This is a genomic window from Verrucomicrobiia bacterium, from assembly GCA_036405135.1.
Lineage (GTDB): Bacteria > Verrucomicrobiota > Verrucomicrobiia > Limisphaerales > JAEYXS01 > JAEYXS01.
This window is the reverse complement of sequence record DASWYF010000040.1, coordinates 40527-60694: the sequence shown is the minus strand read 5'-3', so window position 1 is coordinate 60694 and position 20168 is coordinate 40527. Positions and strand designations below refer to the sequence as shown.

The 20168-nt window shown below is 56.0% G+C and carries 19 protein-coding genes and 1 tRNA gene; 11 read left to right on the top strand and 9 right to left on the bottom strand.

Going from position 1 to position 20168, the window contains the following annotated elements; translation table 11 throughout:
• The first annotated feature begins 5 nt into the window (after nucleotides 1-5).
• Nucleotides 6-929 (top strand): prolyl oligopeptidase family serine peptidase, encoded by a 924-nt coding sequence (locus VGH19_19530; GenBank protein ID HEY1173565.1) that lies wholly within the window; start codon nucleotides 6-8, stop codon nucleotides 927-929.
• Between the two features lie 214 nt (nucleotides 930-1143).
• Here the strand turns inward: VGH19_19530 and VGH19_19525 are convergent, their stop codons facing one another.
• From VGH19_19525 to VGH19_19515, 3 genes are all read right to left on the bottom strand, one after another.
• A complete protein-coding gene (locus tag VGH19_19525; GenBank protein ID HEY1173564.1) occupies nucleotides 1144-1449 on the bottom strand; it encodes a hypothetical protein in 306 nt (101 codons plus the stop codon).
• 73 nt (nucleotides 1450-1522) lie between these two features.
• A complete protein-coding gene (locus tag VGH19_19520; protein HEY1173563.1) occupies nucleotides 1523-1921 on the bottom strand; it encodes a hypothetical protein in 399 nt (132 codons plus the stop codon).
• 116 nt (nucleotides 1922-2037) lie between these two features.
• Complete coding sequence (locus tag VGH19_19515; protein ID HEY1173562.1) at nucleotides 2038-3633, bottom strand: cellulase family glycosylhydrolase; 1596 nt, start codon at nucleotides 3631-3633, stop codon at nucleotides 2038-2040.
• A gap of 151 nt (nucleotides 3634-3784) precedes the next feature.
• Between VGH19_19515 and VGH19_19510 the strand changes: the two genes are divergently transcribed.
• The 4 genes from VGH19_19510 (at nucleotide 3785) to VGH19_19495 (ending at nucleotide 8481) form a co-directional block, all read left to right on the top strand.
• A complete protein-coding gene (locus VGH19_19510) occupies nucleotides 3785-4525 on the top strand; it encodes a DUF1080 domain-containing protein (GenBank protein HEY1173561.1) in 741 nt (246 codons plus the stop codon).
• Between the two features lie 116 nt (nucleotides 4526-4641).
• Entirely contained in the window at nucleotides 4642-5187 is a 546-nt protein-coding gene (gene rnhA, locus VGH19_19505) for a ribonuclease HI (protein ID HEY1173560.1), read from the top strand.
• A 230-nt stretch (nucleotides 5188-5417) separates the two neighbouring features.
• The gene (locus VGH19_19500; protein HEY1173559.1) at nucleotides 5418-6725 is read left to right on the top strand and encodes a dicarboxylate/amino acid:cation symporter; all 1308 of its coding nucleotides are present in this window, start codon (nucleotides 5418-5420) and stop codon (nucleotides 6723-6725) included.
• A 7-nt stretch (nucleotides 6726-6732) separates the two neighbouring features.
• The gene (locus VGH19_19495) at nucleotides 6733-8481 is read left to right on the top strand and encodes a hypothetical protein (protein ID HEY1173558.1); all 1749 of its coding nucleotides are present in this window, start codon (nucleotides 6733-6735) and stop codon (nucleotides 8479-8481) included.
• Between the two features lie 3 nt (nucleotides 8482-8484).
• On the opposite strand, the gene VGH19_19490 is transcribed toward VGH19_19495, so the two are convergent.
• The gene (locus tag VGH19_19490) at nucleotides 8485-9810 is read right to left on the bottom strand and encodes a Trx7/PDZ domain-containing (seleno)protein (protein HEY1173557.1); all 1326 of its coding nucleotides are present in this window, start codon (nucleotides 9808-9810) and stop codon (nucleotides 8485-8487) included.
• A 165-nt stretch (nucleotides 9811-9975) separates the two neighbouring features.
• Here VGH19_19490 and dacB point away from each other — a divergent pair, with 165 nt between their 5' ends.
• The 5 genes from dacB (at nucleotide 9976) to VGH19_19465 (ending at nucleotide 13889) form a co-directional block, all read left to right on the top strand.
• Nucleotides 9976-11526, top strand: coding sequence for a D-alanyl-D-alanine carboxypeptidase/D-alanyl-D-alanine-endopeptidase (dacB, locus tag VGH19_19485; protein ID HEY1173556.1), 1551 nt, complete (start codon nucleotides 9976-9978; stop codon nucleotides 11524-11526).
• A 228-nt stretch (nucleotides 11527-11754) separates the two neighbouring features.
• Nucleotides 11755-12066, top strand: coding sequence for a DUF3817 domain-containing protein (locus VGH19_19480; protein ID HEY1173555.1), 312 nt, complete (start codon nucleotides 11755-11757; stop codon nucleotides 12064-12066).
• 57 nt (nucleotides 12067-12123) lie between these two features.
• Nucleotides 12124-13245, top strand: coding sequence for a cellulase family glycosylhydrolase (locus VGH19_19475; GenBank protein HEY1173554.1), 1122 nt, complete (start codon nucleotides 12124-12126; stop codon nucleotides 13243-13245).
• Between the two features lie 43 nt (nucleotides 13246-13288).
• The gene (locus tag VGH19_19470; protein ID HEY1173553.1) at nucleotides 13289-13717 is read left to right on the top strand and encodes a YkgJ family cysteine cluster protein; all 429 of its coding nucleotides are present in this window, start codon (nucleotides 13289-13291) and stop codon (nucleotides 13715-13717) included.
• 95 nt (nucleotides 13718-13812) lie between these two features.
• Nucleotides 13813-13889, top strand: a tRNA-Pro gene (locus tag VGH19_19465).
• A gap of 32 nt (nucleotides 13890-13921) precedes the next feature.
• Here the strand turns inward: VGH19_19465 and VGH19_19460 are convergent.
• The 4 genes from VGH19_19460 to VGH19_19445 form a co-directional block, all read right to left on the bottom strand.
• Complete coding sequence (locus tag VGH19_19460) at nucleotides 13922-14155, bottom strand: VF530 family protein (protein HEY1173552.1); 234 nt, start codon at nucleotides 14153-14155, stop codon at nucleotides 13922-13924.
• A gap of 39 nt (nucleotides 14156-14194) precedes the next feature.
• Nucleotides 14195-15400: a TIGR03862 family flavoprotein gene (locus VGH19_19455; protein HEY1173551.1), complete on the bottom strand. Its 1206-nt coding sequence runs from the start codon at nucleotides 15398-15400 to the stop codon at nucleotides 14195-14197.
• 116 nt (nucleotides 15401-15516) lie between these two features.
• On the bottom strand, nucleotides 15517-16497 hold the full coding sequence (locus tag VGH19_19450) for a hypothetical protein (protein HEY1173550.1): 981 nt from the start codon (nucleotides 16495-16497) through the stop codon (nucleotides 15517-15519).
• 52 nt (nucleotides 16498-16549) lie between these two features.
• Nucleotides 16550-17617 carry a lactonase family protein gene (locus VGH19_19445; GenBank protein ID HEY1173549.1) on the bottom strand — a complete coding sequence of 356 codons (1068 nt, stop codon included), beginning with the start codon at nucleotides 17615-17617 and terminating at the stop codon, nucleotides 16550-16552.
• Nucleotides 17618-17740: 123 nt separating this feature from the next.
• On the opposite strand from VGH19_19445, the gene VGH19_19440 reads away from it, so the two are divergent.
• Nucleotides 17741-18562: an MBL fold metallo-hydrolase gene (locus tag VGH19_19440; protein ID HEY1173548.1), complete on the top strand. Its 822-nt coding sequence runs from the start codon at nucleotides 17741-17743 to the stop codon at nucleotides 18560-18562.
• Between the two features lie 13 nt (nucleotides 18563-18575).
• Here the strand turns inward: VGH19_19440 and VGH19_19435 are convergent, their stop codons facing one another.
• Entirely contained in the window at nucleotides 18576-20153 is a 1578-nt protein-coding gene (locus VGH19_19435; protein HEY1173547.1) for a fused MFS/spermidine synthase, read from the bottom strand.
• Nucleotides 20154-20168 lie beyond the last annotated feature (15 nt).

The following is a 20168-nucleotide window of genomic DNA, read 5'->3' as shown; positions in this document are numbered from 1 at the left end:
GACGTATGAAGATATCGCGCCGCAGTTTCCTGACATTGCTGTTGCTGGTGTTGCTGGTTCATCAAAGGGGGTCGGCAGCAGAAGACTTGGTGCGACGTGAATGGAAGGTGGATGAGGTGGTGCGTGAAGCGCTGGTGTATGTGCCTGAAAGGGCGAAAACGAATACTGCGCCGGTGGTGTTTGTGTTCCACGGTCACGCTGGCAGCATGCAGAATACTGTCCGCACATTTCGCATTCACACGCTTTGGCCTGAGGCTATCGTGGTATATCCGCAAGGGTTGAACACGCCGGGACGTCTGACCGATCCTGAAGGAAAGAAACCGGGTTGGCAGCATGGGGCTGGAGCCCAAGGGGATCGTGACCTGAAATTCTTTGATGCCATGCTTACGAGCCTGAAGAAGGATTACAAGGTGGATGGGAAACGGATGTATTCCACGGGACATTCCAATGGCGGCGGTTTCACCTATCTTCTCTGGGCTACGCGCGGTGAACACTTCGCGGCCTATGCTCCATCTGCTGCCGCGGCGAGTGCCATTGGGCGTGAATTGAGTCTGGATCAAAAATCAACGGCCTACTCAGTTCCCAAGGACGAAGCTGCACGTTCCAATCCAGCTGACAAAGCCTCTGCAGTTGAGAAATCTGCTAGTGCCGTAGCCAATATGGCACCCAAGCCACAACCCTTCTTGCATTTGGGTGCGGAGAATGACCCCTTGGTAAAGTTCGCCTGGCAGAAGTCCACGATTGACCGCTTGCGCGAATTCAACCAATGCGGAGATGGCAAGCCGTGGAAGGATGAAAATGGAGCCACGCAATATCTTTCCAAAATAGGTGCCCCCGTCGTCGTTTACCTACACGACGGTGGACACAAGTTTCCGGACAAGGGGCCTGAGCTCATAGTGAAATTTTTCAAAGAAAACGCACAACCGTGAGATGAGAATGGTCAGGGGGTTCTACGGAGACGGTAGAACTTCATGTCAGACTGATCACTGGTGGTGTGTTCCAGTGCGAACCCGCTGGCTTTGCCGGGCCATGAGATGGTGATTCTGCCTTGATTGACGGTCATGCCCAGTCCCTCCTTGCACGGATGGTAACTGCGCCGAATCTAGGACAAGAATTTTCTACGACATCCTATTTGCCTGCGGATTATCCCTGATTGCGCGTCGATCCGGTCGGCAGGTGGTTTTTCCGCAAAGCGGTCGGCAACGTTTTTGGTCGATCGGCTGTCGGTTTCTCTCTCGGTGCGATGGGCGGGACACCTTTATCATTCAGCAACACGGCATCCTTGATCAACCGGCAGAATTCTTTCTTGGTCAGTTTGTGGTGTGTTCCCAGATGAGTCTTGGGGGAGGGCATGTCCTTGTATTCCACGGACAGGCGCTCCAGCTTGACGATGCGGAGGTAGCTGTTGCCGAGTTTCCAGACCTGACTTTGTTTTAATTTAAGTGCCATCTATATGATTTCTTTGCGGTCTATGCTTAGCCATAGACGCGAAACTTACGAGCTAATTCCCCCCGGCCCTTCATCACTCTATATACTTGGCCATGCCGCTCTTCTTGAGTCCAGAGATGAAGAACAGTTGACCTTCCGTCCATAGATAATACTCATCCGCATACCCTACATACGCACCGTACAGGTTTTTGGCATTCACCTGTATGGGAATGATGTAGCCAAGCCGCTTCTTGCCGCCCACGGCGAAACCATCTTGAGAGAACCCACGTCGAGGGGTGCCGAATTCATACACGGCGGAATACGGGTCGTTCAGGCGGGTGCCCATGTCCTGCTTGATCAACGTCTCGATGTTGGCCGGCACCGGGTCGAAACGCGCTTGCTCGATCTCCGTTTTACTGACGCTGGCACACCCGCACAGCAGGGCGGTGGAAAGGCTTAGTAAGAGGATTAGCAGCAGATTCTTGAGGGTCATGATTCTCTTGATGTCTTAGTTCCTTTGATTTGGGAGATATCCAGGAAAACTTCGCGGACCTTCCTTGAGGGAAAACATGTCCTTCTATTCTTATACCGTCAAGTCTGTATGCTGCTTCAATACTTCTTGGTCCCTTTGAAAGCGCCGCCATTCAAGGCGGAACGCACGAAAGCACCCCAAAATGGTGTGGGGTTGTAATCCCAGTCCTGGATGACTCGTGGGGTGGCGCTTGGATGAAAACTCCAGGCCGTCCAGTGCAGCTTGTGCTCCTGTATGCACGCGAGCATGTTTGGCGCCCAGGCATAAGGATCCTTGTGTTGCTCCGGCGGGATGAAAGACATGGGCTTGCTGTCGCAACCGACCTCACCCAGCAAGACGGGATGTTTTTCAGCCACGTTGAGGAACTTCTCCTGCCAGCCGGATTTCCACGGGTAGACGTGGGTGTCGTAGATGATGCCGTGGCCGGATTTATCGGTGAGGGCGAAACCTTTCAAGATGCCGGAGAGGTCGTAAGCCCAATCGAGCCCGCCCGCGAGCAGGACGTTATTCGCACCTGTTTCACGAATGGCATCAACGAGTTTCTGCATGCCTGGTGAAGTGAAGGTGGTATGCTTCTCATTGTTCTCAGTGGGTGCGGCCGATTTGGCTTTTTCTTCCACCACCCCGCCATTCTTCCAGATTTCCCAGGAGATGCCGTGTGGTTCATTCAGGAGGCCGAAGAGAACCGTGGGACGATTCTTGTATCTGACCGCGGCATCACGCCAGAAGGCGAGGCATTCTTCCTTTGGCGCGCGGTAATGGTGCAGGTCGAGGATGAGATATGCCGAGCGTGTCTCGGCGGCTTCGATGGCTTGATCCACGAGTTCACGGTAGGCTTTGCCCTCGTCTTTTTGATCGCTGCCTTTGCCGAACCAGCGATCGGCTTTGACGGGCAGGCGGATGACATTGGCCTTCCAGTCGTCGAGGGCCACGGTGATGGAGCGCAGCACGTTCTCACCGCGCGTGGACCATTCGAGGCTGGGCACGTTCACGCCCTGAAGCTGGATGACCTTGCCGCTGACGGTCTGCACCTGATTGCCCACGACTTTCAATGGCTCGGGCGGTTTGCTGCCGCCTTGCACCTTAACTGGAGCGAGTGCAGGTGCCACCGCCGTGGTGGCGGCAACTGTGGCGATGGGGATGATCTGGATGTCATCCAAGTCAAAGACACCGCTCTGGGCTTGGAAGAGTGAGGGCATGAATTCCAGCATCTTCGCACCTTCGGGCACATCCAACTCTACTTTCACATCGCGCCAGTCTTTCGAGGTGCCGTTGAAGTAAGGGGCCTTGGCGGTGGATTTCATCTTCTTGCCGGCGGCATCCTTGAAATCGAGCAGGATGCGGGCATCGTGCCAGGAATCCTTGCCGCGTTTCACATCGGTGTAACGGGCACGGAAGGTCAGTTGCAGGCGCTTGTGCTCGGGCTTCAAATTGACCGGGCGATAGACCATGACGAGCTTGAGCGGTTCGCCCACTTTCAGGCGCAGGAAGTGATTGCCATCTTCCACCTCCCAAGTGGCTTCCTTGGATTGCGGCCAGTCATCAGGCCAGCCTTTGGATTTACGGTCGGATTCGAAATTGCCGTTGGAGAGCAGGGACGTGGTGGAGTCAGCTGCCTTGAGCTGGCTGCCCATCATCATGAGGGCGAACAACGCCGTGAAAATCGCTTTCATCGCTTTAGTGTGGATAATGAAAGTGTTGGCAGGCATTGGCGGCAGTGCAAGCTTGGATGTTGCTTGAATGAACAGCACGTGGCATCATCCTGCCATCATTCACACGATGAAAAGCCTGAAAGCCCTTTCCTTTGTGCCGCTGCTGGCGGCGATGCTTACTTTCCAATCCGGCGCGGTTGCCGCCGATAAGAACATCGGCCTCGGTGCGAAGCCGATTGAAGGTGCGGAAGTCATCATCGATGGCTCACGCAAGATGTTGGATGAGAAGTGGACGTATTGGGAAGGGCCGCGGTTTGGTTCTTCGCTGCCCATCAAATGGAAGATCGTGGATGATCCGGTGGACAAGGGTACGGTGGTGATGACGGATGACCCTGCTGCCGCTGGTGGCAAGTATGGTGCGGCAGATATCCTGACGAAGAAGGCGTATCGCGATTTCCGTCTGCACATCGAATTCCTCGTGGTGAATCCTAAAGGCAACAGCGGCGTGTATCTGCAGAATCGTTATGAGATCCAGATCCAAGAAGGCGACAAGACCAAGCATGGCATGGGCGCAGTGATCAATGAGACGGATTCGCCGTATGACAGCTTCGCCGGACTTGGCAAGTGGAACTCCTATGACATCGTGTTCCGTGCTGCCCGTTTCAAGGATGGCAAGCTGGTGGAGAAGGCGATGGTGACGATGTATTTTAACGGCAAGAAAGTGCATGACAACGTGCAGATCCAGAAAGTCTGGGGCGGAGCGAACTCGGGCGTGGATGGCGGCAATGACGGGGGCAAGGGGATCACGGACACGCCGCAGGGATTGAAGCTGCAAGCGGAGGGCCATGATGTGCGGTATAGAAATGCGTGGATCAAGGAACTGGATCTGAAGGATGCGGATACGAATTTCTAAGCTTTGATTGCATTCGTCCTTCGAAGTTCTTTGGGATGTCAGTATGTTATGGCAGCGGCCCGCTGGGGACAGCGGGCCCTACCGTTTTAACGGATTCACGCACTTAACCAATCACTGTGTTTTTAGGTTCCAATACTGAACTGCAAAAGGTCGTCATCCATTCCGATGGCGGCTGTCAGGGTAATCCGGGGCCGGGTGGTTGGGCGGCGGTGCTGGTATGGGGCAAACATACGCGTGAAGTGAGCGGGGGCGTGCCGGCCACGACGAACAATCGCATGGAGTTGACGGGAGCCATCGAAGCGTTGAATGCCTTGAACCGGCCCTGTGAGGTGGAGTTTCACACGGATTCCCAATATGTGAAGAATGGCGTGACGGCGTGGATGCATGGCTGGAAGCGCAACGGTTGGAAGACGAAGACGAAAGAGCCGGTGAAGAATGCCGATCTGTGGCGGATGCTGGATGAAGCCGTGGCCCGTCACAAGGTGAGCTGGCACTGGGTCAAAGGTCACGCCGGTCACGCAGAGAACGAACGCTGTGACCAACTGGCGACCAAGGCGATGGAGGATATCCGGAGGCGCTACACCAAGGCGCAGTTGCAAGCTTGTCTTAAGGAATTTAATGAGCAGACAAGCCCTTCGGTAGAGTTGTCAGAATTGATTTAGGAACAGTTACGAACTCTGTTGCGAGCTGGCAAAGCGTTTAGCTTCTTTCGTCCCTCCGAGTCTGGGAAACTTCCAGGCTATTAAACCACGGTTGAAAACGGTGGGCCATCTTCGGATGTCCCTGCCGTGACAAAGAGAGAATTAAGAAGACCCACAAATTTCACGCAAAGCATTGTCATGTCTGGTTGACCTCATTAGGCTTTTTGAAATTAGCCATTTGATATACACGCTTGAGCACGACTACTTCCCCGGCCGCCGAGCCGGCCATTATTCCGGAAAAGAAGCCTTGGTATAAAGTCCTGTACGTCCAAGTGCTGATCGCGGTCGCGCTGGGCATTGTGATCGGCCATTTCTGGCCTGATTTCGGTAAGAAACTAGAACCCCTCGGGCTTGGCTTCATCAAACTCATCAAGATGATGATCGCTCCCATCATCTTCTGCACCGTCGTCCATGGCATCGCTTCCATGACCGATATGAAGAAACTTGGGCGTGTGGGTTTCAAGACGCTTTTGTATTTTGAGGTGGTTTCGACATTGGCTTTGGTGATCGGTCTGGTAGTGGTCAATGTTTTGCAACCTGGTGCAGGTTTCAACGTGGACCCCAAGACGTTGGATGCCTCCAAGACACAAGACTACGTCCATCGCGCGGAAGACCAGACTACGGTGAAATTCCTGCTGAACATCATCCCGAACACGATGGTGGATGCGTTTGCGAAAGGAGATCTCCTGCAAGTCTTGCTGGTGTCCGGCCTGGTCGCTTTCGCGATTGGTGCCATGGGTGAAAAACGGATACCCGTATTAAACGCGATCGAGACGGCTTCCCATGTATTTTTTGGTGTCATGCGCATCGTGGTGAAAGCTGCGCCGATCGGCGCCTTCGGAGCGATGGCGTATACTGTGGGGCAGCATGGCGTCAAATCATTGGGCAATCTGATCGAGTTGATGATCGGTTTTTACGCTACGGCGGGCGTTTTTGTGGTGGTCGTGCTGGGTGGCATCGCAGCGATGGCGGGGTTTTCCGTATTCAAGTTTCTCACGTATATCAAAGAAGAGTTGCTCTTGGTCCTGGGCACCAGTTCTTCGGAGACCGCACTCCCGGGGATGCTGCAGAAGATGCAGAAACTCGGTTGTTCCAAATCTACCGTCGGCCTCGTCATTCCCACGGGTTACAGCTTCAACCTTGACGGCACAAACATCTATATGTCCATGGCCGCCGTGTTTCTGGCGCAAGCTACGAACACACCCTTGGATCTGAAACAGCAGATCGCCTTGCTGCTGGTCGCGATGGTTTCTTCCAAGGGTGCCAGTGGTGTGACGGGAGCGGGCTTTGTGACGCTGGCCGCGACACTCGCAGTCGTGCCCACCATACCCATCGCCTCGCTAGGACTATTGGTTGGCATTGACCGTTTCATGAGCGAATGCCGGGCGATCACGAATCTCATCGGCAACGGAGTGGCGACGGTGGTGATCAGCCGGTGGGAAGGGGAAGTGTCCGCCGAGACGTTGCGCGCCAATCTGGAGAAAGATCCGAAGCTTTGATGGCGTTATGAATTTTTGCTGGCATGTCTGTTGGCTGTTCCTCTCCGGTCTGCTGACTGGCTGGACGGCTGAATTCACCTTGCCACCGCGCGCGGCGGATGCGCTTAAAGGCAGTGAGATCGTGTCACGCATCGAAGGGCTGGACCTCGCTGCGCGCGAGCAATTCATTGAAGCCCAGGTACAGCTTGGCAATGTGCCGGATTATTGGCGGCGCTTTGCGACGGTGGAGATCGTGAAACAGTTGGGCGGTCAGGAGCGGCGCGTGGCCTATCAGGTCGCCCCGGATTACCTCGCTCTCGGGAGTGACGCGGATTATTTCCTCGCGCCCATCTCACCGCAGTTGGCGCAGACACTGGCTGATGAATTTGGCTGGATGTTACCCACGCGCCAGATGGTGAATGACATCTACACTGCCGCCCCGCTCAAACTGGTGCCCACGTCGATAGCTCCCAGTGAAGCGATGACCACGGTGCCGGTCTTTCAACAGTACAATGAAACCGTGCGCTCACAACGGCTCAAGCTCATGGTCCAGTACCCTTTGGGTTCACTCGTGGCCGGTCATAAGAAAGATGTGGTCATCACCCCGCGATTGGCGGCGTCTCCGGGCAAGGTGGCCATTTACGGTTGGCACCAAGCGGTCGGCAAACCCATCCAGCCGCTTTACCTCGGCCATGCGGATGTGTGGATTGACTACAGCCACGGCATCCGTTTCGTGCAACGCACGATGCTCTTGGATGGCGTGAAGACTATGGCGGAAAGCGTGCTGGCAGATGCTGGTTTGGCCGCTTTGCTCAGTGATGAAGGAGTGTTCAAGACGACCCGCTATGAAGTGTTGGCGAAAGTAAAAGAGGTTTCCGCCCCGCAGACTGCTGTCGCTGAGAAAAATGAGACGATCACCTTCGATCCTGGTGTTCGAGTGGTGATCAATTCACCGGCTCTTCTGGCTACGAATAAACCCGTGCGACTGATCTTCTACGCGCTGCCCAACGGCAACACCATCGAACAGACCATCGGGCGCAAACTGAAGCCGGGGGATGACTGGCATTTCGATATCCAGCACATTGGTGCGCAGATGCGGTGGTTGCGGGCGCAGGAGACCAATGTGAATTGGGTCATCGCTTACTTCGAGAATGCCGATAAATCATGGCCGACGTGGCGGAGGAAAAACGATCCAGATAACAAACGCATTCGTGGCTTTGTGGAGTCGGTGCAGGCGCGATATCCGAAGGCGCGATTGGTGCTGACTGGTCATAGCGGGGGTGGAAGTTTCATGTTTGGCTACCTGAACGGCCTTGAACGCATCCCGGATGAGGTGGAGCGGATCGCGTTTCTGGACAGTAATTACGCCTATAACGCCGCACAAGACCATGCGGGCAAACTCACGGCGTGGCTGAAGGGTGGCACCCGACGCTATCTCTGCGTGCTGGCATATCACGACAGCATCGCTTTGTTGAACGGCAAGACATTCGTGAGTGAGTCTGGCGGCACTTGGGGGCGGAGCCACGCGATGCTCAAGGATTTGGGGACGAGTCTGTCGTTCGAGAAGGAGTTGACGGCGAACTGGCAGCGGCACACGGCATTGGATGGCCGGGTGAAATTTATCCTGCGGGAGAATCCCGAGAAGGCGGTTCTGCACACCCGCCAGGTGGAGTGGAACGGGTTCATCCATGCCATGCTGATGGGCACGGCCTTGGAATCCAAAGGATACGAGTACTTTGGGCCGCGGGCGTATGGTGAGCTGATCGCGGAGGAGTGAGGCTTACTGCATGGGCAGGTTCAGTTCCACTCTTTGCGCGCCACGCAATACGGTGGCTTTGACTTTCTGGCCTTCCGTATGCCGTTGCAGGAGGTAGCCGATCAATTCGCCTTCCGTCAGGCGGGTGGTGATGCCGGCGATCTGGAGGATGACGTCTTCCGGCTGGAAACCGTTGTTTTTGGCGGCGGCGTGTTTGCCGAACTTGCCCACACTCTTGACGCGAAGTGCCATGCCGGTCTTGGGCAGACCGCGGGAGGTGCGATCCGCATCGGCCAGATCTTCCAGGACCATGCCACCGGTGGCCATGCCGCGCATGGGCCAGGTGCCGACACGACGGGCGATGTCGGTCTTGCGACGCCAGTCGACGGGCAAGGTGAGAGTGAGGGATTGTTCCGCGCCGCCTCGTTTGACCACGGCAGTGATGTTGCCCGCATCAGGTGCGCGATGCAGTGCCCAACTGAAGTCCGCGATGGAGATGAGCGGCTGGCCGGCCAGTGAAACGATTTCATCACCCGCCTTGAAACCGGCTTTCGCGGCGTAGGAACCGGCGATGACAGCTTCGACTTTGGCGGTGCTGTCCGGGGCGATGGTGAGGCCGACCGTTTCCGTCTGGGGCATCGGGTAGATGAGGTTGGTGGGCAGGGGTTGTTTTTTATCGCGATAGTAGAGGCGGTAGGAATCGCCGATCTGATGGCAATGCACACAACTGCCGACGACCTTGCCGTTCCAGTTCAGGTCCAGGGTGTATTTCTGCATGAGCGCAGGCATCTCCACGGGGGTCTTGAACGGGGTAGGAGCGCCTTGTTTGCCCGCGAGGGAAGCCTTGTTGGCAGGATAACCTTTATGGATCTCCAAGGCGGCTTCGAGAGCGCGCTGGTAACCGATGGTGGCTTTTTCCTGCGGGTTTTTCTGGTGCGTCCAGGAGCCGTAACGACCATAGACGGTGCCGTCGGCATTGAAGAAGAGGGTGGAGAAGGAGAGATCGTAGTCGAATTGGAAGCGGGCGAGGTCCAGCGCATTGGCATTGATGACGCGCACGCAGACGAACTGGCCGAGGAGCGGTTTTAATTCGGCGGATTGCAACACTTCGGCATCGAGGCCCATGCAGGAGAGGCAGGGGACGCAACGGAGCACGACGAGCAGGGGTTTGCCGGTCTTTTTGGCCTCGGCGAAGCCTTTCTCGAAATCGTTGTAGATCCAGAGCGCGTCGTTCTCCATGGTGGCCTTGTCGTTGCGGACCGCGCCTTCGCGGTCTTTGACGGTTTCGGCATGGGCGGTGGAAAGGCAGGCAGCGACGAGCAAAGGCAATGCAACGTGCAGGAGTTTCATGGCGGAAGGTATGGCAGAATTGCAGACGGCTGTAAATCTCCCGAATGGCCCTAAAGCATGGATTTTTGTGCCTGAAGCATCGGCGAAAGTGTTTGTCTGGCGGTGATGGGCAAGTAGTCTGGAGCGCGTTCTAAAAACCAGACCCATCGGCAACCCATTCAGCTTATGATCCAGCGTTACCTTGCGGTGCTGTGCCTTGGCCTGTTGTTCGCCACGGAATCCATTTTACCGGCTGCCCAAGCCCTGCCGGAAGGCGTCAAGGCGGTGCTCGACCGACCGGAGTACCGGCACGCGCATTGGGGTATCCTCTTTGCCGATGTGGCCACGGGGGAGACGGTGTATGAGGTGAATGCGGAAAAGCTCTTTGGTCCGGCGTCGGTGACCAAGGTGTTTTCCACGGCTTCGGCGTGGGAGTATTTGGGCGAAGGACATCAGTTCAAGACACATGTCCGTCGTCGGGGCGAGGTGGAGGGGGATGGGGTTTTGAAGGGGGATCTGATCCTGGTGGCGAGTGGTGATCCGACGATGGGCGGGCGCACGGATGAGCAGGGACGCATCGCGTTCAAGGACGTGGATCATATCTATTCGAACTGGACACCGGCGAATGAGTTGACGCCGCAAGACCCCTTGGCGGGATTGAAGGAATTGGCGCGGCAGATCGCGAAGGCCGGTATCAAGCGGGTGAGCGGGGATGTGGTGGTGGATGACCGTTTGTTTGACAAGGCGGAGGGGTCGGGGAGCGGGCCGAGTCTGCTCACGCCGATCGTGGTGAATGATAACGTGGTGGATTTTATCATCGCACCGGGGAAGGAGGGCGAGAAGGCCAAGGTGACGTGGCGGCCGCATTCGATGGGCATCCAGGTGGATGCGCAGGTGGAGACAATTGCGGAAGGGAAACCTGTCATCACCGTACGCAGCGAGGGAGGTGGATATTATTCATTGCGCGGGCAGATTCCGGCGACGAATGCGCCGCTGGTGCGGATTGCGGATGTGGCTGATCCGGCGGCTTACGCGCGGATGCTGTTCGTGGAGGCGCTGCAGGCGGCGGGTGTCATGGTGATGGCTTCGCCTTTGGCGACGAATAATCTGAGTGCATTGCCGCCGAGTGAGGCGGTGGCAAAGTTGGCGCCGGTGGCGACCTTGGTTTCGCCGCCGTTCCGGGAGAATGCGAAGCTTATCTTGAAAGTGAGTCATAATCAGCATGCGGGGATGCTGCCACTTTTGGTGGCGGTGCAGCAGGGGCAGCGAACAGTGAATGAGGGGTTGCAGTGGCAGCGGAAGTTTTTGCTGAAGGCGGGGGTGGAGGCGGATGCAATCTCGTTCGGTGGCGCAGCGGGCGGTTCGCGGGCGGATCTGGTGACGCCGAAGGCAACGGTGCAGTTGCTGCGTTATATGAGCACACGGAAAGATTTTGCGGAGTTTGAGGCGGCGTTGCCGGTCTTGGGGAAGGATGGTACGCTGGCGGCAATCTCTAAGAATCATGCGGCGGCGGGGAAGGTGATGGCAAAGACGGGAACGTATGTGGTGGATAATTCTCTGAACGGTACGGGGTTGCTGACGAGCAAGGCATTAGCGGGGTATATGACGACGCAGAAGGGGCGGAAACTGGCGTTTGCGGTGTTCGTGAACATGACGCATCTGCGGGAGGGGGAGAAGAGCAGCCGGGAGGGGGAGGCGTTGGGCCGCATATGCGAAGTGGTGTTTGAGATGAATTAGGGCAGAGAAAAAGTTCAAAGCGCAAAACTCAAAGTTCAAAAGAAGTTCCAATTTTTCAGCTCCAATGCTTTGGATTTGGATTCGGATCTTTCTCTGAAACCATAAAACTTTTGTATGGGAATTTTCTTTGAGTTTTGAGTTTTGAACTTTGAGCTTGGGCCTGTCATTTTATTGTGAACGGGGAGGGCCTCTGTATGGTCTGAGGGGTGGTTGTTTTTTGTTTCACGTATGAAGAATCCGGTTTCATTTTTGCGGAAGATCGCCTTGGTGGAGGCGGTGTCGTATCTGGTTTTGTTGGGGATCGCGATGCCGTTGAAGTATGCGGCGGATATGCCGATGGCGGTGCGGGTGGTGGGTTCCGTTCATGGGCTGTTATTTGTGATCTTTTGTGTGTCGCTGGCGCAGACGATGTGGGTGGCGCGGTGGCCGATGGGGCGAGGGGCGTTGGTGTTCGTGGCGTCGCTGATCCCGGTGGCGACGTTTTTGATCGATGGGAAGATGAAGGGGTATATTGAAGAATTCCAGCAGCGACGTTCCTGATGTTGCTTGCACTGTAGTCTTCTCAAGTTTCTTGGATGCTGTAGCATCTGCACATCCATGAAGCATCTTGTTCTGATTCTATCACTATTGATGACTTGGTTTACGGTCCACGCCCGGGCTGCGACAAAAGCTGAAGTATTGGAGCGCATCGTGGTGTCGCCGGAGGGGCGGGGATTCATCACGGCAAAGTCGAAGCAACCGTTCAAGCCGTGGGGAATGAATTATGGGAACAATCATCGGTTGATGGAGGATTTTTGGGATAAGGAGTGGGAGACGTTCGCCGGGGATTTTCGCGAGATGAAGGCGTTGGGGGCAAATGTGGTGCGGGTGCACTTGCAGTATGGGAAGTTCATGGAGTCGCCGGAGAAGCCGAATGCGAAGGCGATCAGGCAGTATCAACGGATGGTGAAGCTGGCGGAGGAGGTGGGCATCTATCTGGATGTGACGGGGCTGGCGTGTTACCGGCCGACGGATGTGCCGAAGTGGTATGATGCGATGGACGAGAAAGAGAGATGGGAGGCACAGGCGAAGTTCTGGAGCATCATCGCGCAGGCGGGCAAGGGGAGTGACGCGATATTCTGCTATAACTTGATCAATGAGCCATTGTCACCGGGCGGCAAGCGGGAGGCGGGCAAGTGGTCGTCTGGTTCGCTCTTTGGCGGGTTTGATTTCCTGCAATACATCGCGCTGGATCCGGCGGGTCGGAAACGTGAGGACATCGCGGCGGCTTGGATCAGGCAGTTGTCGGCAGGCATCCGCAAGCAGGATAAAAAGACGTTGATCACGGTGGGGTTGTTGCCGTGGTCGCGGGATTGGAAGCATATGTCGGGTTTCCTGCCGGGAACGGTCGGGCCTGAGTTGGATTTCATCAGTGTGCACATCTATCCGGACAGTAAGAAGCCGGGCGAGGAGATGGAGTGCTTGAAGCAGTTCGATATCGGCAAGCCGATCGTGATCGAGGAGACGTTTCCGCTGAGTTGCACGGTGGCGGAGTTGGAGATGTTTTTATTGGCTTCGCGGGAGCATGCGTGCGGCTGGGTGGGGCATTATGACGGGGCGACCATTGAGGAGATAGATGGTTTGGAAAAGGCGGGCAAGATGACGATGCCGCAGGGTGTTTATCGGGGGTGGCAGAAACTGTTCCTAAAACTGACGCCGGAGATGGTGGGCAAAAATTGAACTGGCAAGAGGTGGCGGCTGTGGCTGAAATGTATCGTCGCTTATGCGCAAAGAAGAGATGCAGGCCGCCGTGGCCGAAGTGCGGGCAGTGTATGCCGAACTGGCCAAACGGCCGATCGAGCGCCAGTGCACTGTGCGCACTGAATGCTGCCAGTTCAAACTGACAGGCCTGACGCCCATGCTCACCAAAGGGGAAGCGCTGCTGGCAGCCCGGGCATTCAAGGCAACCGGGCGAAAGGAATTGCCCGAACCAAAAGATGGTTCATGCCCGCTGCTAAAGGCGGAAACCGGCAAATGCATGATCTACGCGGACCGGCCTTTTGGCTGCCGGACACACTTTTGTGATGCCGCCGGGGGGCCGTATGCGCGCAAAGAAGTGGTGGATTTGATACGGCGTTTGGAAGCCGTGGACCAGCGACTAGGCGGTGATGGGCCGAGGAAAATCCAGGCAGCCGTCGGAAACCTGCTTTAAACCGGCTCCAAGTATTTTGAAAAAGCTGTTGAAATCAGGAAATCACGACCTACTATTTCGCCACCTCGCAGGTTTTTGACCTGAGAGAAAATGGCCGGGACGTAGCGTAGCTTGGTAGCGCGTCTGAATGGGGTTCAGAAGGTCGTGAGTTCAAATCTCACCGTCCCGACCATCTCTTCCAGTTCCGTGGTAATCCACCAAATCTCACAGTTCGGAGATGAACCATGATTCCACTTTGGCACGGGCCCAAGGCGTTTTGCGCAAGAAGGTGAGGCTGGATTTCACACTGGGATTAAACTTGAAACACCGGATCGGAATGCGCCGCGCCATCTCATCCCACCCGTGACGTTCGGCAAGTTGGGTGACGATGTGTTCCAAAGTGATCCCGTGAAGGGGGTCGCGTGGATGGTTCGTCGGGGCGGATTGCGGGTCACTCATGACGATGAGCCAAACAACGAGGATGAGTGCTGTCAACGTTCATCCGGCTACGCTGCTCCGTCGAAGCCACTTTATGGCACTGCGAGCGGCCCGCGTGCCGGTGGCGAAGCAACCTTGCATCAGGTAGCCGCCGGTCGGCGCGTCCCAGTCGATCATCTCGCCCGCCACGAATACTCCCGGTAAGCGACGTATCATGAGCGTGGCATCCAGTTCACTCCAGCGGACGCCACCTGCGGAGGAGATCGCTTCCGGCAGAGGACGCGGTCCGGTGAGTGGCAATGAGCAAGCCTTCGCAGTGGCTGCGAGTGATTCGGCGGAGGTGAATGGTTCGCGCTGGGAAAGGTCTTCCAAAATGGCAAAGGCGCCATCGCTCAAAGACCATCGGGAACGCGCCTCGTTGAGGAAATTGCGATGGCAGGTGCCAAGTTTTCGGATGAGTTGGTCTACGGTGTGGGCCGGTTTGAAATCGATCACGATAGCCGGCTGTTTCATCGCCCGTAGCGCCGGGCCGAGTTGATAGATGATCCCGCCTTCAAGTCCGTAGCGAGTCACCATCAGTTCGCCTTTGGCGGTCAGCTCGCCCACCCGGGCCGTGATGTTTTTGAGCGGCTTGCCTTCAGCCAATGCCAGTAATGCGGGAGACCAGGGAAGTTCCCAGCCGCAATTTGATGAGACTAAAGGAGCGACGGATACACCCATTTGTTCGAGCCCGGCAACCCAGCCGCCGTCAGAACCGGTCTCCGGCCACGAGCCTCCTCCCAGTGCGAGGATGACCGCATCCGCATGATAAGTTCGTTGACCGTCCGGGGTCTGAAAATCAACCTGCCAATCCGTGCCTGCCTGCAGACTTGTCCAACGGTGGCGCAACGAGAAAACTACTCCTGCAGCACGCAATCTCTCGACCCAGCGCCGCAGCAATGGAGCGGCCTTTAGTTCACGCGGATAGACGCGCCCGGTCTTTGCAGCAAAAGTTTCGATCCCTAATTCTGCCGCCCATTGCCGCAAGTCTGCCGGACTGAATTCCTCCAATAGCTCAGGCCAGAAATCTTGCGGTTGATCAACTCCCGAGTAGCGGGTCTGGAAGCGTTCTGCCGGTTCTGCATGAGTGAGATTCAAGCCGCCGCGGCCGGCTACAAGCAGTTTGCGGCCGACGGATGGCTTGGCTTCGAAGAGGGATACGGATGCGCCTTCCGCCGCTGCAACTTCTGCTGCGCGCAAGCCCGCTGGTCCACCGCCGATGATCAAGATTTTGATGCCGAATCGAAACAGAGTCTCGGGCTTGCTGCAACGATGTTTGCTGAAGAGCCCGCCAAAGGAATCAGTATGTGAATCAGCCCGCTCGGAATGAACGGACTTGGCGTTTATTGAGAAGTCTCAGGAGAGGCGGTTGACTTGCCATCCTTAGCTTCCTTTTCCTTGCGCTCCAGCGTGGCTCGCACCCGTTCCTTCAAGTCAGTGTAATTGGGATGATTGACCAGGGAGAGATGAGTGCGTGCCTCATCGAACTTGCTGGCATTGATCTTAAACCGTGCCAGATGGATCTGTACACCCTGACGCTCGAAGTCATCCCGGGCCTTGCTCAGCGTATACTCCCAGGCCTTGACCGCTTCATCATGACGTGGCGGTTTGATGCCGTAATAGGTCTGCGCGATGTCTTGGGCGAGGAGGAAATTATCTGGGTCGAGTTTGAGTGATTTCTGATAAAGCTCCAATGCCTTGGTGAAGACCTCGTTCTCTTCGATGCCGTAGTATTCTTTCGCATCCTTGCGGAAGAGGTAAACGGTGGTGCCGAAATTGTGATAATAGACCGGCTCGTTCGGATTCAGTTCGATCGCCTTGGCATAATACTCGAACGCCTTCTTCACGGGGCTTTTGTGGCCGTAGTAGTTGGCCAGATTGTTCCAGGGTGCGGGATTCGTGGGATCCAGTTCGCGCGCTTTTTCCCATTTGCCTGCTGCATCAGTTTCTTCACCGATCTCATTCAGGAAAGAGCCGTAGGCCAGCCAGCCTTTCACATGTTTGGGGTTCTTCTCGAGAAATTTGTCGTAGGCCGTTTTGACGGCAAGGAGCCGCTCCCTGATTTTTGCGTTGAGGGTGACGTTGGGCGCTGTCGCCCCGGCTTTTTCATTCATCGCCTGGGCGTCCCGGATCCACTTGTCGATCTCCTCGGTCGTGCTTTCGTCCAGTTCCAACAGTTGCCGGTATGCCTTCTCTGCCGGATCATTGGCATCTACCGCTTTTTCCACGGAGATGCCTGTGGTCTGCGTGACGAAATTGCTGACCGCCACCGGTTGATTGGTGGACATCAGCGCGCTTAAAAGACCTACGATTAACTGACTCACAAGGTTATTGTAGCATGGTTGGATGTAGTTTCACAATCGCCAATCAAGCTGTTTATTTTGCTTCCCGGATCAGCACCCAGGCCGGTCCTTTGCCCGTGAGATAAAAGTTGAGAGGCTTCAAAGCACCGCTGTCACGATCAATGCGGTAGGTAGCCAGTTGATGGGATGCCTGTCCTGCAGCGATCAGGAAATCACCACCGGGATCGATATCGAATTCACGCGGCGTCTTCTCCGTTGGAGTTTGTCCCAATGGTTTCAGTTTCCCGTTTGTTTGATCTATGGCATAAGCGGCGAGGCTGTCATGACCGCGGTTGGAGGCGTAAACAAATTTCCCGTCCGGAGTCACATGGATGTCTGCCGTAGTGTTCTTTCCGCTGAAATCAGAGGGCAGGGTGGGCTGGCGATCCAACACCTTCATGCTGCCGTGTTCGGTAGAGTATTCGTAGCTGGTCACAGTGCTGGCTTTTTCATTTACCACCAAGACCCAGGGCTTGCTCGGGTGGAACGTGAAGTGACGTGGACCTTCGTTCGCGGGCGTGGTCACCGCGGCCAGACGCAGCGGTGACAAGGCACCAGTTTTGGCATCGAAGGAATACTGCTGCACTTGATCACTGCCACAGTTAGGTATGTAAACAAACTTGTTCGAGGGATCGGTGAGGATGGAGTGCGGGTTCTTGCCGGTGGCGATGATGGTGGAAGGCGCATTCGTGACGGTGCGGTCTTCGTTCAAGCGATAAGTGGCTGCCTGGTCACCGTTGTAGGAGGCCATGAGGAGATGGCTGCCGGTGCGGTCAATCGCCAGATAGACGGGATTGTTAACCACTGGGGTGATGGCTTTCAGCTTGAGAGAGCCATCAGCCGGATTGATCTCATAGGTGGCGACGGACTTGATCGTGCGCAGGGCGGCGTAGAGATGCTTACCATCCGGATGAAATGCTAACGCGCCCGGTCCGCCTTCGGTTGCGACATTGCCTTTCTCGGTCAGTTTACCCGTCTTGGTATCGAGATGATAAAGGATGATGCGATTGTCAGTGCCCGCCGAGACGTAGACATGCGAGGTGGCCGCAGAGACTCGCGAACAGGCGATGGAAAGGCACAAGAGAAGGAGTATGCGAATCATACGGTTATTGGATGCTAATGGGATGCGATGTGTTCAAGAAATCGGGAAGCCAAGATAGGCGTGTAACGTTCTCGTTGCAATCACTGGCTGGACGCTTCAGGCGAGCGACACTATCCTGACCGCATGCAATTGGAAGATCATGCGGGAGATGTGCTGGCGAAGGCGCGCAGCTTTACCGGGACTGCTCCTGAAGCTTTGGCCCAGGCTGCTGGGCTTACCTTGGCGGAATATGCCCAGATCGAGGATTCAGGGCAGTGCGGAAAGGCTCCGAATTACGCTGCTTTGGGAAAACTTCTGCAAATCGATGCGAGCAAGCTGGAAGGTATTGCCAAAGGGTGGAAACCGGAAGCGGTGGATACATCCACATGGCGTGAGATACGGCAGATCACTTCGCCGGCCAAGAGCATGAAGGTGCATTGCTATCTGGTTTGGGATGAGGTGACACGCGATGCTGCGCTGTTTGATACGGGGACGGATGCGGAGGCGATTTTTAAGATCATCGAGGAAGAGCAACTGGCGCTGCGTTACATTTTTATCACGCATTCGCACTGGGATCATGTAGAGGTTTTAGGGGCCATTCGGGAGAAGTATCCGAAGGTGCGGGTGCGGTGCGGTTCGAAGAATGCGCCGGTGGAACAGCGCAACAAGCCGAGTGAGTGCGTGCAGATTGGCAGCTTGCGTGTGAATCATCGTGAGACGCCGGGTCATTGTGAGGATGGCGTGACGTATATCATCGGCAACTGGCCGGAGGATGCACCGTATGTGGCCATTGTGGGTGACGCTATTTTTGCGGGTTCAATGGGCGGGGCGAGACAGTTGCTGGACTTGGCGAGGCAAAAGGTGCGGGAGCAGATTTTGAGTTTGCCAGCGGATACGTTGTTGTGCCCGGGGCATGGGCCACTGACCACCGTTGCGCAGGAGAAGGCGCATAATCCCTTCTTCTGATTGGAAGCGGTTTCTACTTCCGTTTCATGCTTAACGCGAGACTGCGGCGCAGGTTCTCGCGGTTGACGGCGTCGTGGAATTCTACGGGATTGTAATTGTCTGTCAGGACAATGCCACGATCTGGGTTGGGCACATCGCGGTCATTGCCGTAGGCGTATTCTGCTTCGCTCTTCTTCCATTCGTGAACGCGAGCCAGATCTGGTTCGCGGACACGCTGCAACTCTTGGGCGTCGGAGGCTACAAAGAAGATGTTGCCGTGGCCTGAGTGATGGATTTTCACACTCTTGAAGACCGCCTTCAACGTCTTGTCGAGCGAGGCTACGAAGAAATCTTTTCCGGGGGCGAAGTCGCCGAAGCTGTTGATGACGAGGACGCCGTTTGGATTCAGGCGGTTTTTGATGGAAGCAAAGGCTTCACGGGTCATCAGATGAGAGGGAGAGGAGTCGCCGAGGAAAGCGTCGAGGATGACGGCGTCGTAGGTCTTGGAGGTGGCGTTGAGGAACTGGCGACCGTCACCGATGGTGAGGGCCATCTTTTGCGGCTCAAGATCGAAATACTGCTGTCCCAAGGGCACGACGTCAGGATTGATCTCCACGACATCGACATTGCAGCCGTCGCGTACGAACTCCATAGGAACAACTCCGACACCCAGGCCGATGCACAGGACATCTTTTAATGGATCGCGGTAGATTTGGGCGAGTCCGTGCAGCATGTAAGTGAAGAGAGAGATGCTTTTCTTTTCTTTCGGGTCGTAGGTGTTCTGCGTGAGGAAATCATTCAGGTAATAGAGATTGCCAAGATTTTTGTCGCTCATGACTTGCAACTGGCCGAAATCAGAATTCTTACGCAGCAATTCTTCCATGCCATGGAACTCACGGCGGTTGTCAGCATGAACGCCCAGTGATCCAAAGCCGATGGCTAGAACTGCGGCAACTACGGGCAGGACGGGCGCACTGGTTTTTCTGCCCCACACAAAAAAATAAGTGAGTGACAGCATGATGAGCACGACGGCGGAAGCGAGCATGGTCACTGAGTTCGGGAGCAGGGGGATAAGGACATAGCCGATCAAGACGGTGCCTGCGACGCTGCCGAAGGTGCTTACCGCGGAGAGGCGTCCGGCGAGCCCGCCGACGCCTTGCACAGATTGGCTCAAAGCACGAATGAGAAATGGGCCGACTGCGGCGAGAAGCGTCAACGGTACGAAGAACAGGAAGGCCGATGCGAGGATGGAGCCGGTGGCGAGTTTGAACTTGAGGCAGGCATAGGCCACGTCTTCGGTGAAGAGGATGGTTCCGCTCAGATAGACTGCCGCGCCGAGGATGCAGGAATAGAGGTTCTTGAGATTCTGCGAGCGCTCGACCATCCAGCCGCCGAACCAGTAGCCGGTGGCAAGGGAGAGCAAGGTGACGCCGATCTGGGCGGTCCAGACAAAGTGCGAGGTGCCCAGATAGGGTGCAAGCATCTTGGCACCCAAGATCTCCACGATGAGGATGATGGCACCGGTCATCGCTGCCGTGAAGAAAAGGTAGCGGCGCAGCCCTGCACTGGGGGCCGCAGGCGGGGCGATTGTCGATGTCGGCTTTTGAGTCACGCGGTTGTTCTAAAC

Bases quoted from the DNA above. Each gene is read 5' to 3' on its own strand.
- VGH19_19490 (HEY1173557.1), bottom strand. From the start codon at position 9,810: ATGAAACTCCTGCACGTTGCATTGCCTTTGCTCGTCGCTGCCTGCCTT.
- VGH19_19480 (HEY1173555.1), top strand. From the start codon at position 11,755: ATGAAGAATCCGGTTTCATTTTTGCGGAAGATCGCCTTGGTGGAGGCG.
- VGH19_19475 (HEY1173554.1), top strand. From the start codon at position 12,124: ATGAAGCATCTTGTTCTGATTCTATCACTATTGATGACTTGGTTTACG.
- VGH19_19470 (HEY1173553.1), top strand. From the start codon at position 13,289: ATGCGCAAAGAAGAGATGCAGGCCGCCGTGGCCGAAGTGCGGGCAGTG.
- dacB (HEY1173556.1), top strand. From the start codon at position 9,976: ATGATCCAGCGTTACCTTGCGGTGCTGTGCCTTGGCCTGTTGTTCGCC.
- VGH19_19510 (HEY1173561.1), top strand. From the start codon at position 3,785: ATGCTTACTTTCCAATCCGGCGCGGTTGCCGCCGATAAGAACATCGGC.
- VGH19_19495 (HEY1173558.1), top strand. From the start codon at position 6,733: ATGAATTTTTGCTGGCATGTCTGTTGGCTGTTCCTCTCCGGTCTGCTG.
- VGH19_19440 (HEY1173548.1), top strand. From the start codon at position 17,741: ATGCAATTGGAAGATCATGCGGGAGATGTGCTGGCGAAGGCGCGCAGC.
- VGH19_19460 (HEY1173552.1), bottom strand. From the start codon at position 14,155: ATGAGTGACCCGCAATCCGCCCCGACGAACCATCCACGCGACCCCCTT.
- VGH19_19515 (HEY1173562.1), bottom strand. From the start codon at position 3,633: ATGAAAGCGATTTTCACGGCGTTGTTCGCCCTCATGATGATGGGCAGC.
- VGH19_19530 (HEY1173565.1), top strand. From the start codon at position 6: ATGAAGATATCGCGCCGCAGTTTCCTGACATTGCTGTTGCTGGTGTTG.
- VGH19_19520 (HEY1173563.1), bottom strand. From the start codon at position 1,921: ATGACCCTCAAGAATCTGCTGCTAATCCTCTTACTAAGCCTTTCCACC.
- VGH19_19445 (HEY1173549.1), bottom strand. From the start codon at position 17,617: ATGATTCGCATACTCCTTCTCTTGTGCCTTTCCATCGCCTGTTCGCGA.
- VGH19_19525 (HEY1173564.1), bottom strand. From the start codon at position 1,449: ATGGCACTTAAATTAAAACAAAGTCAGGTCTGGAAACTCGGCAACAGC.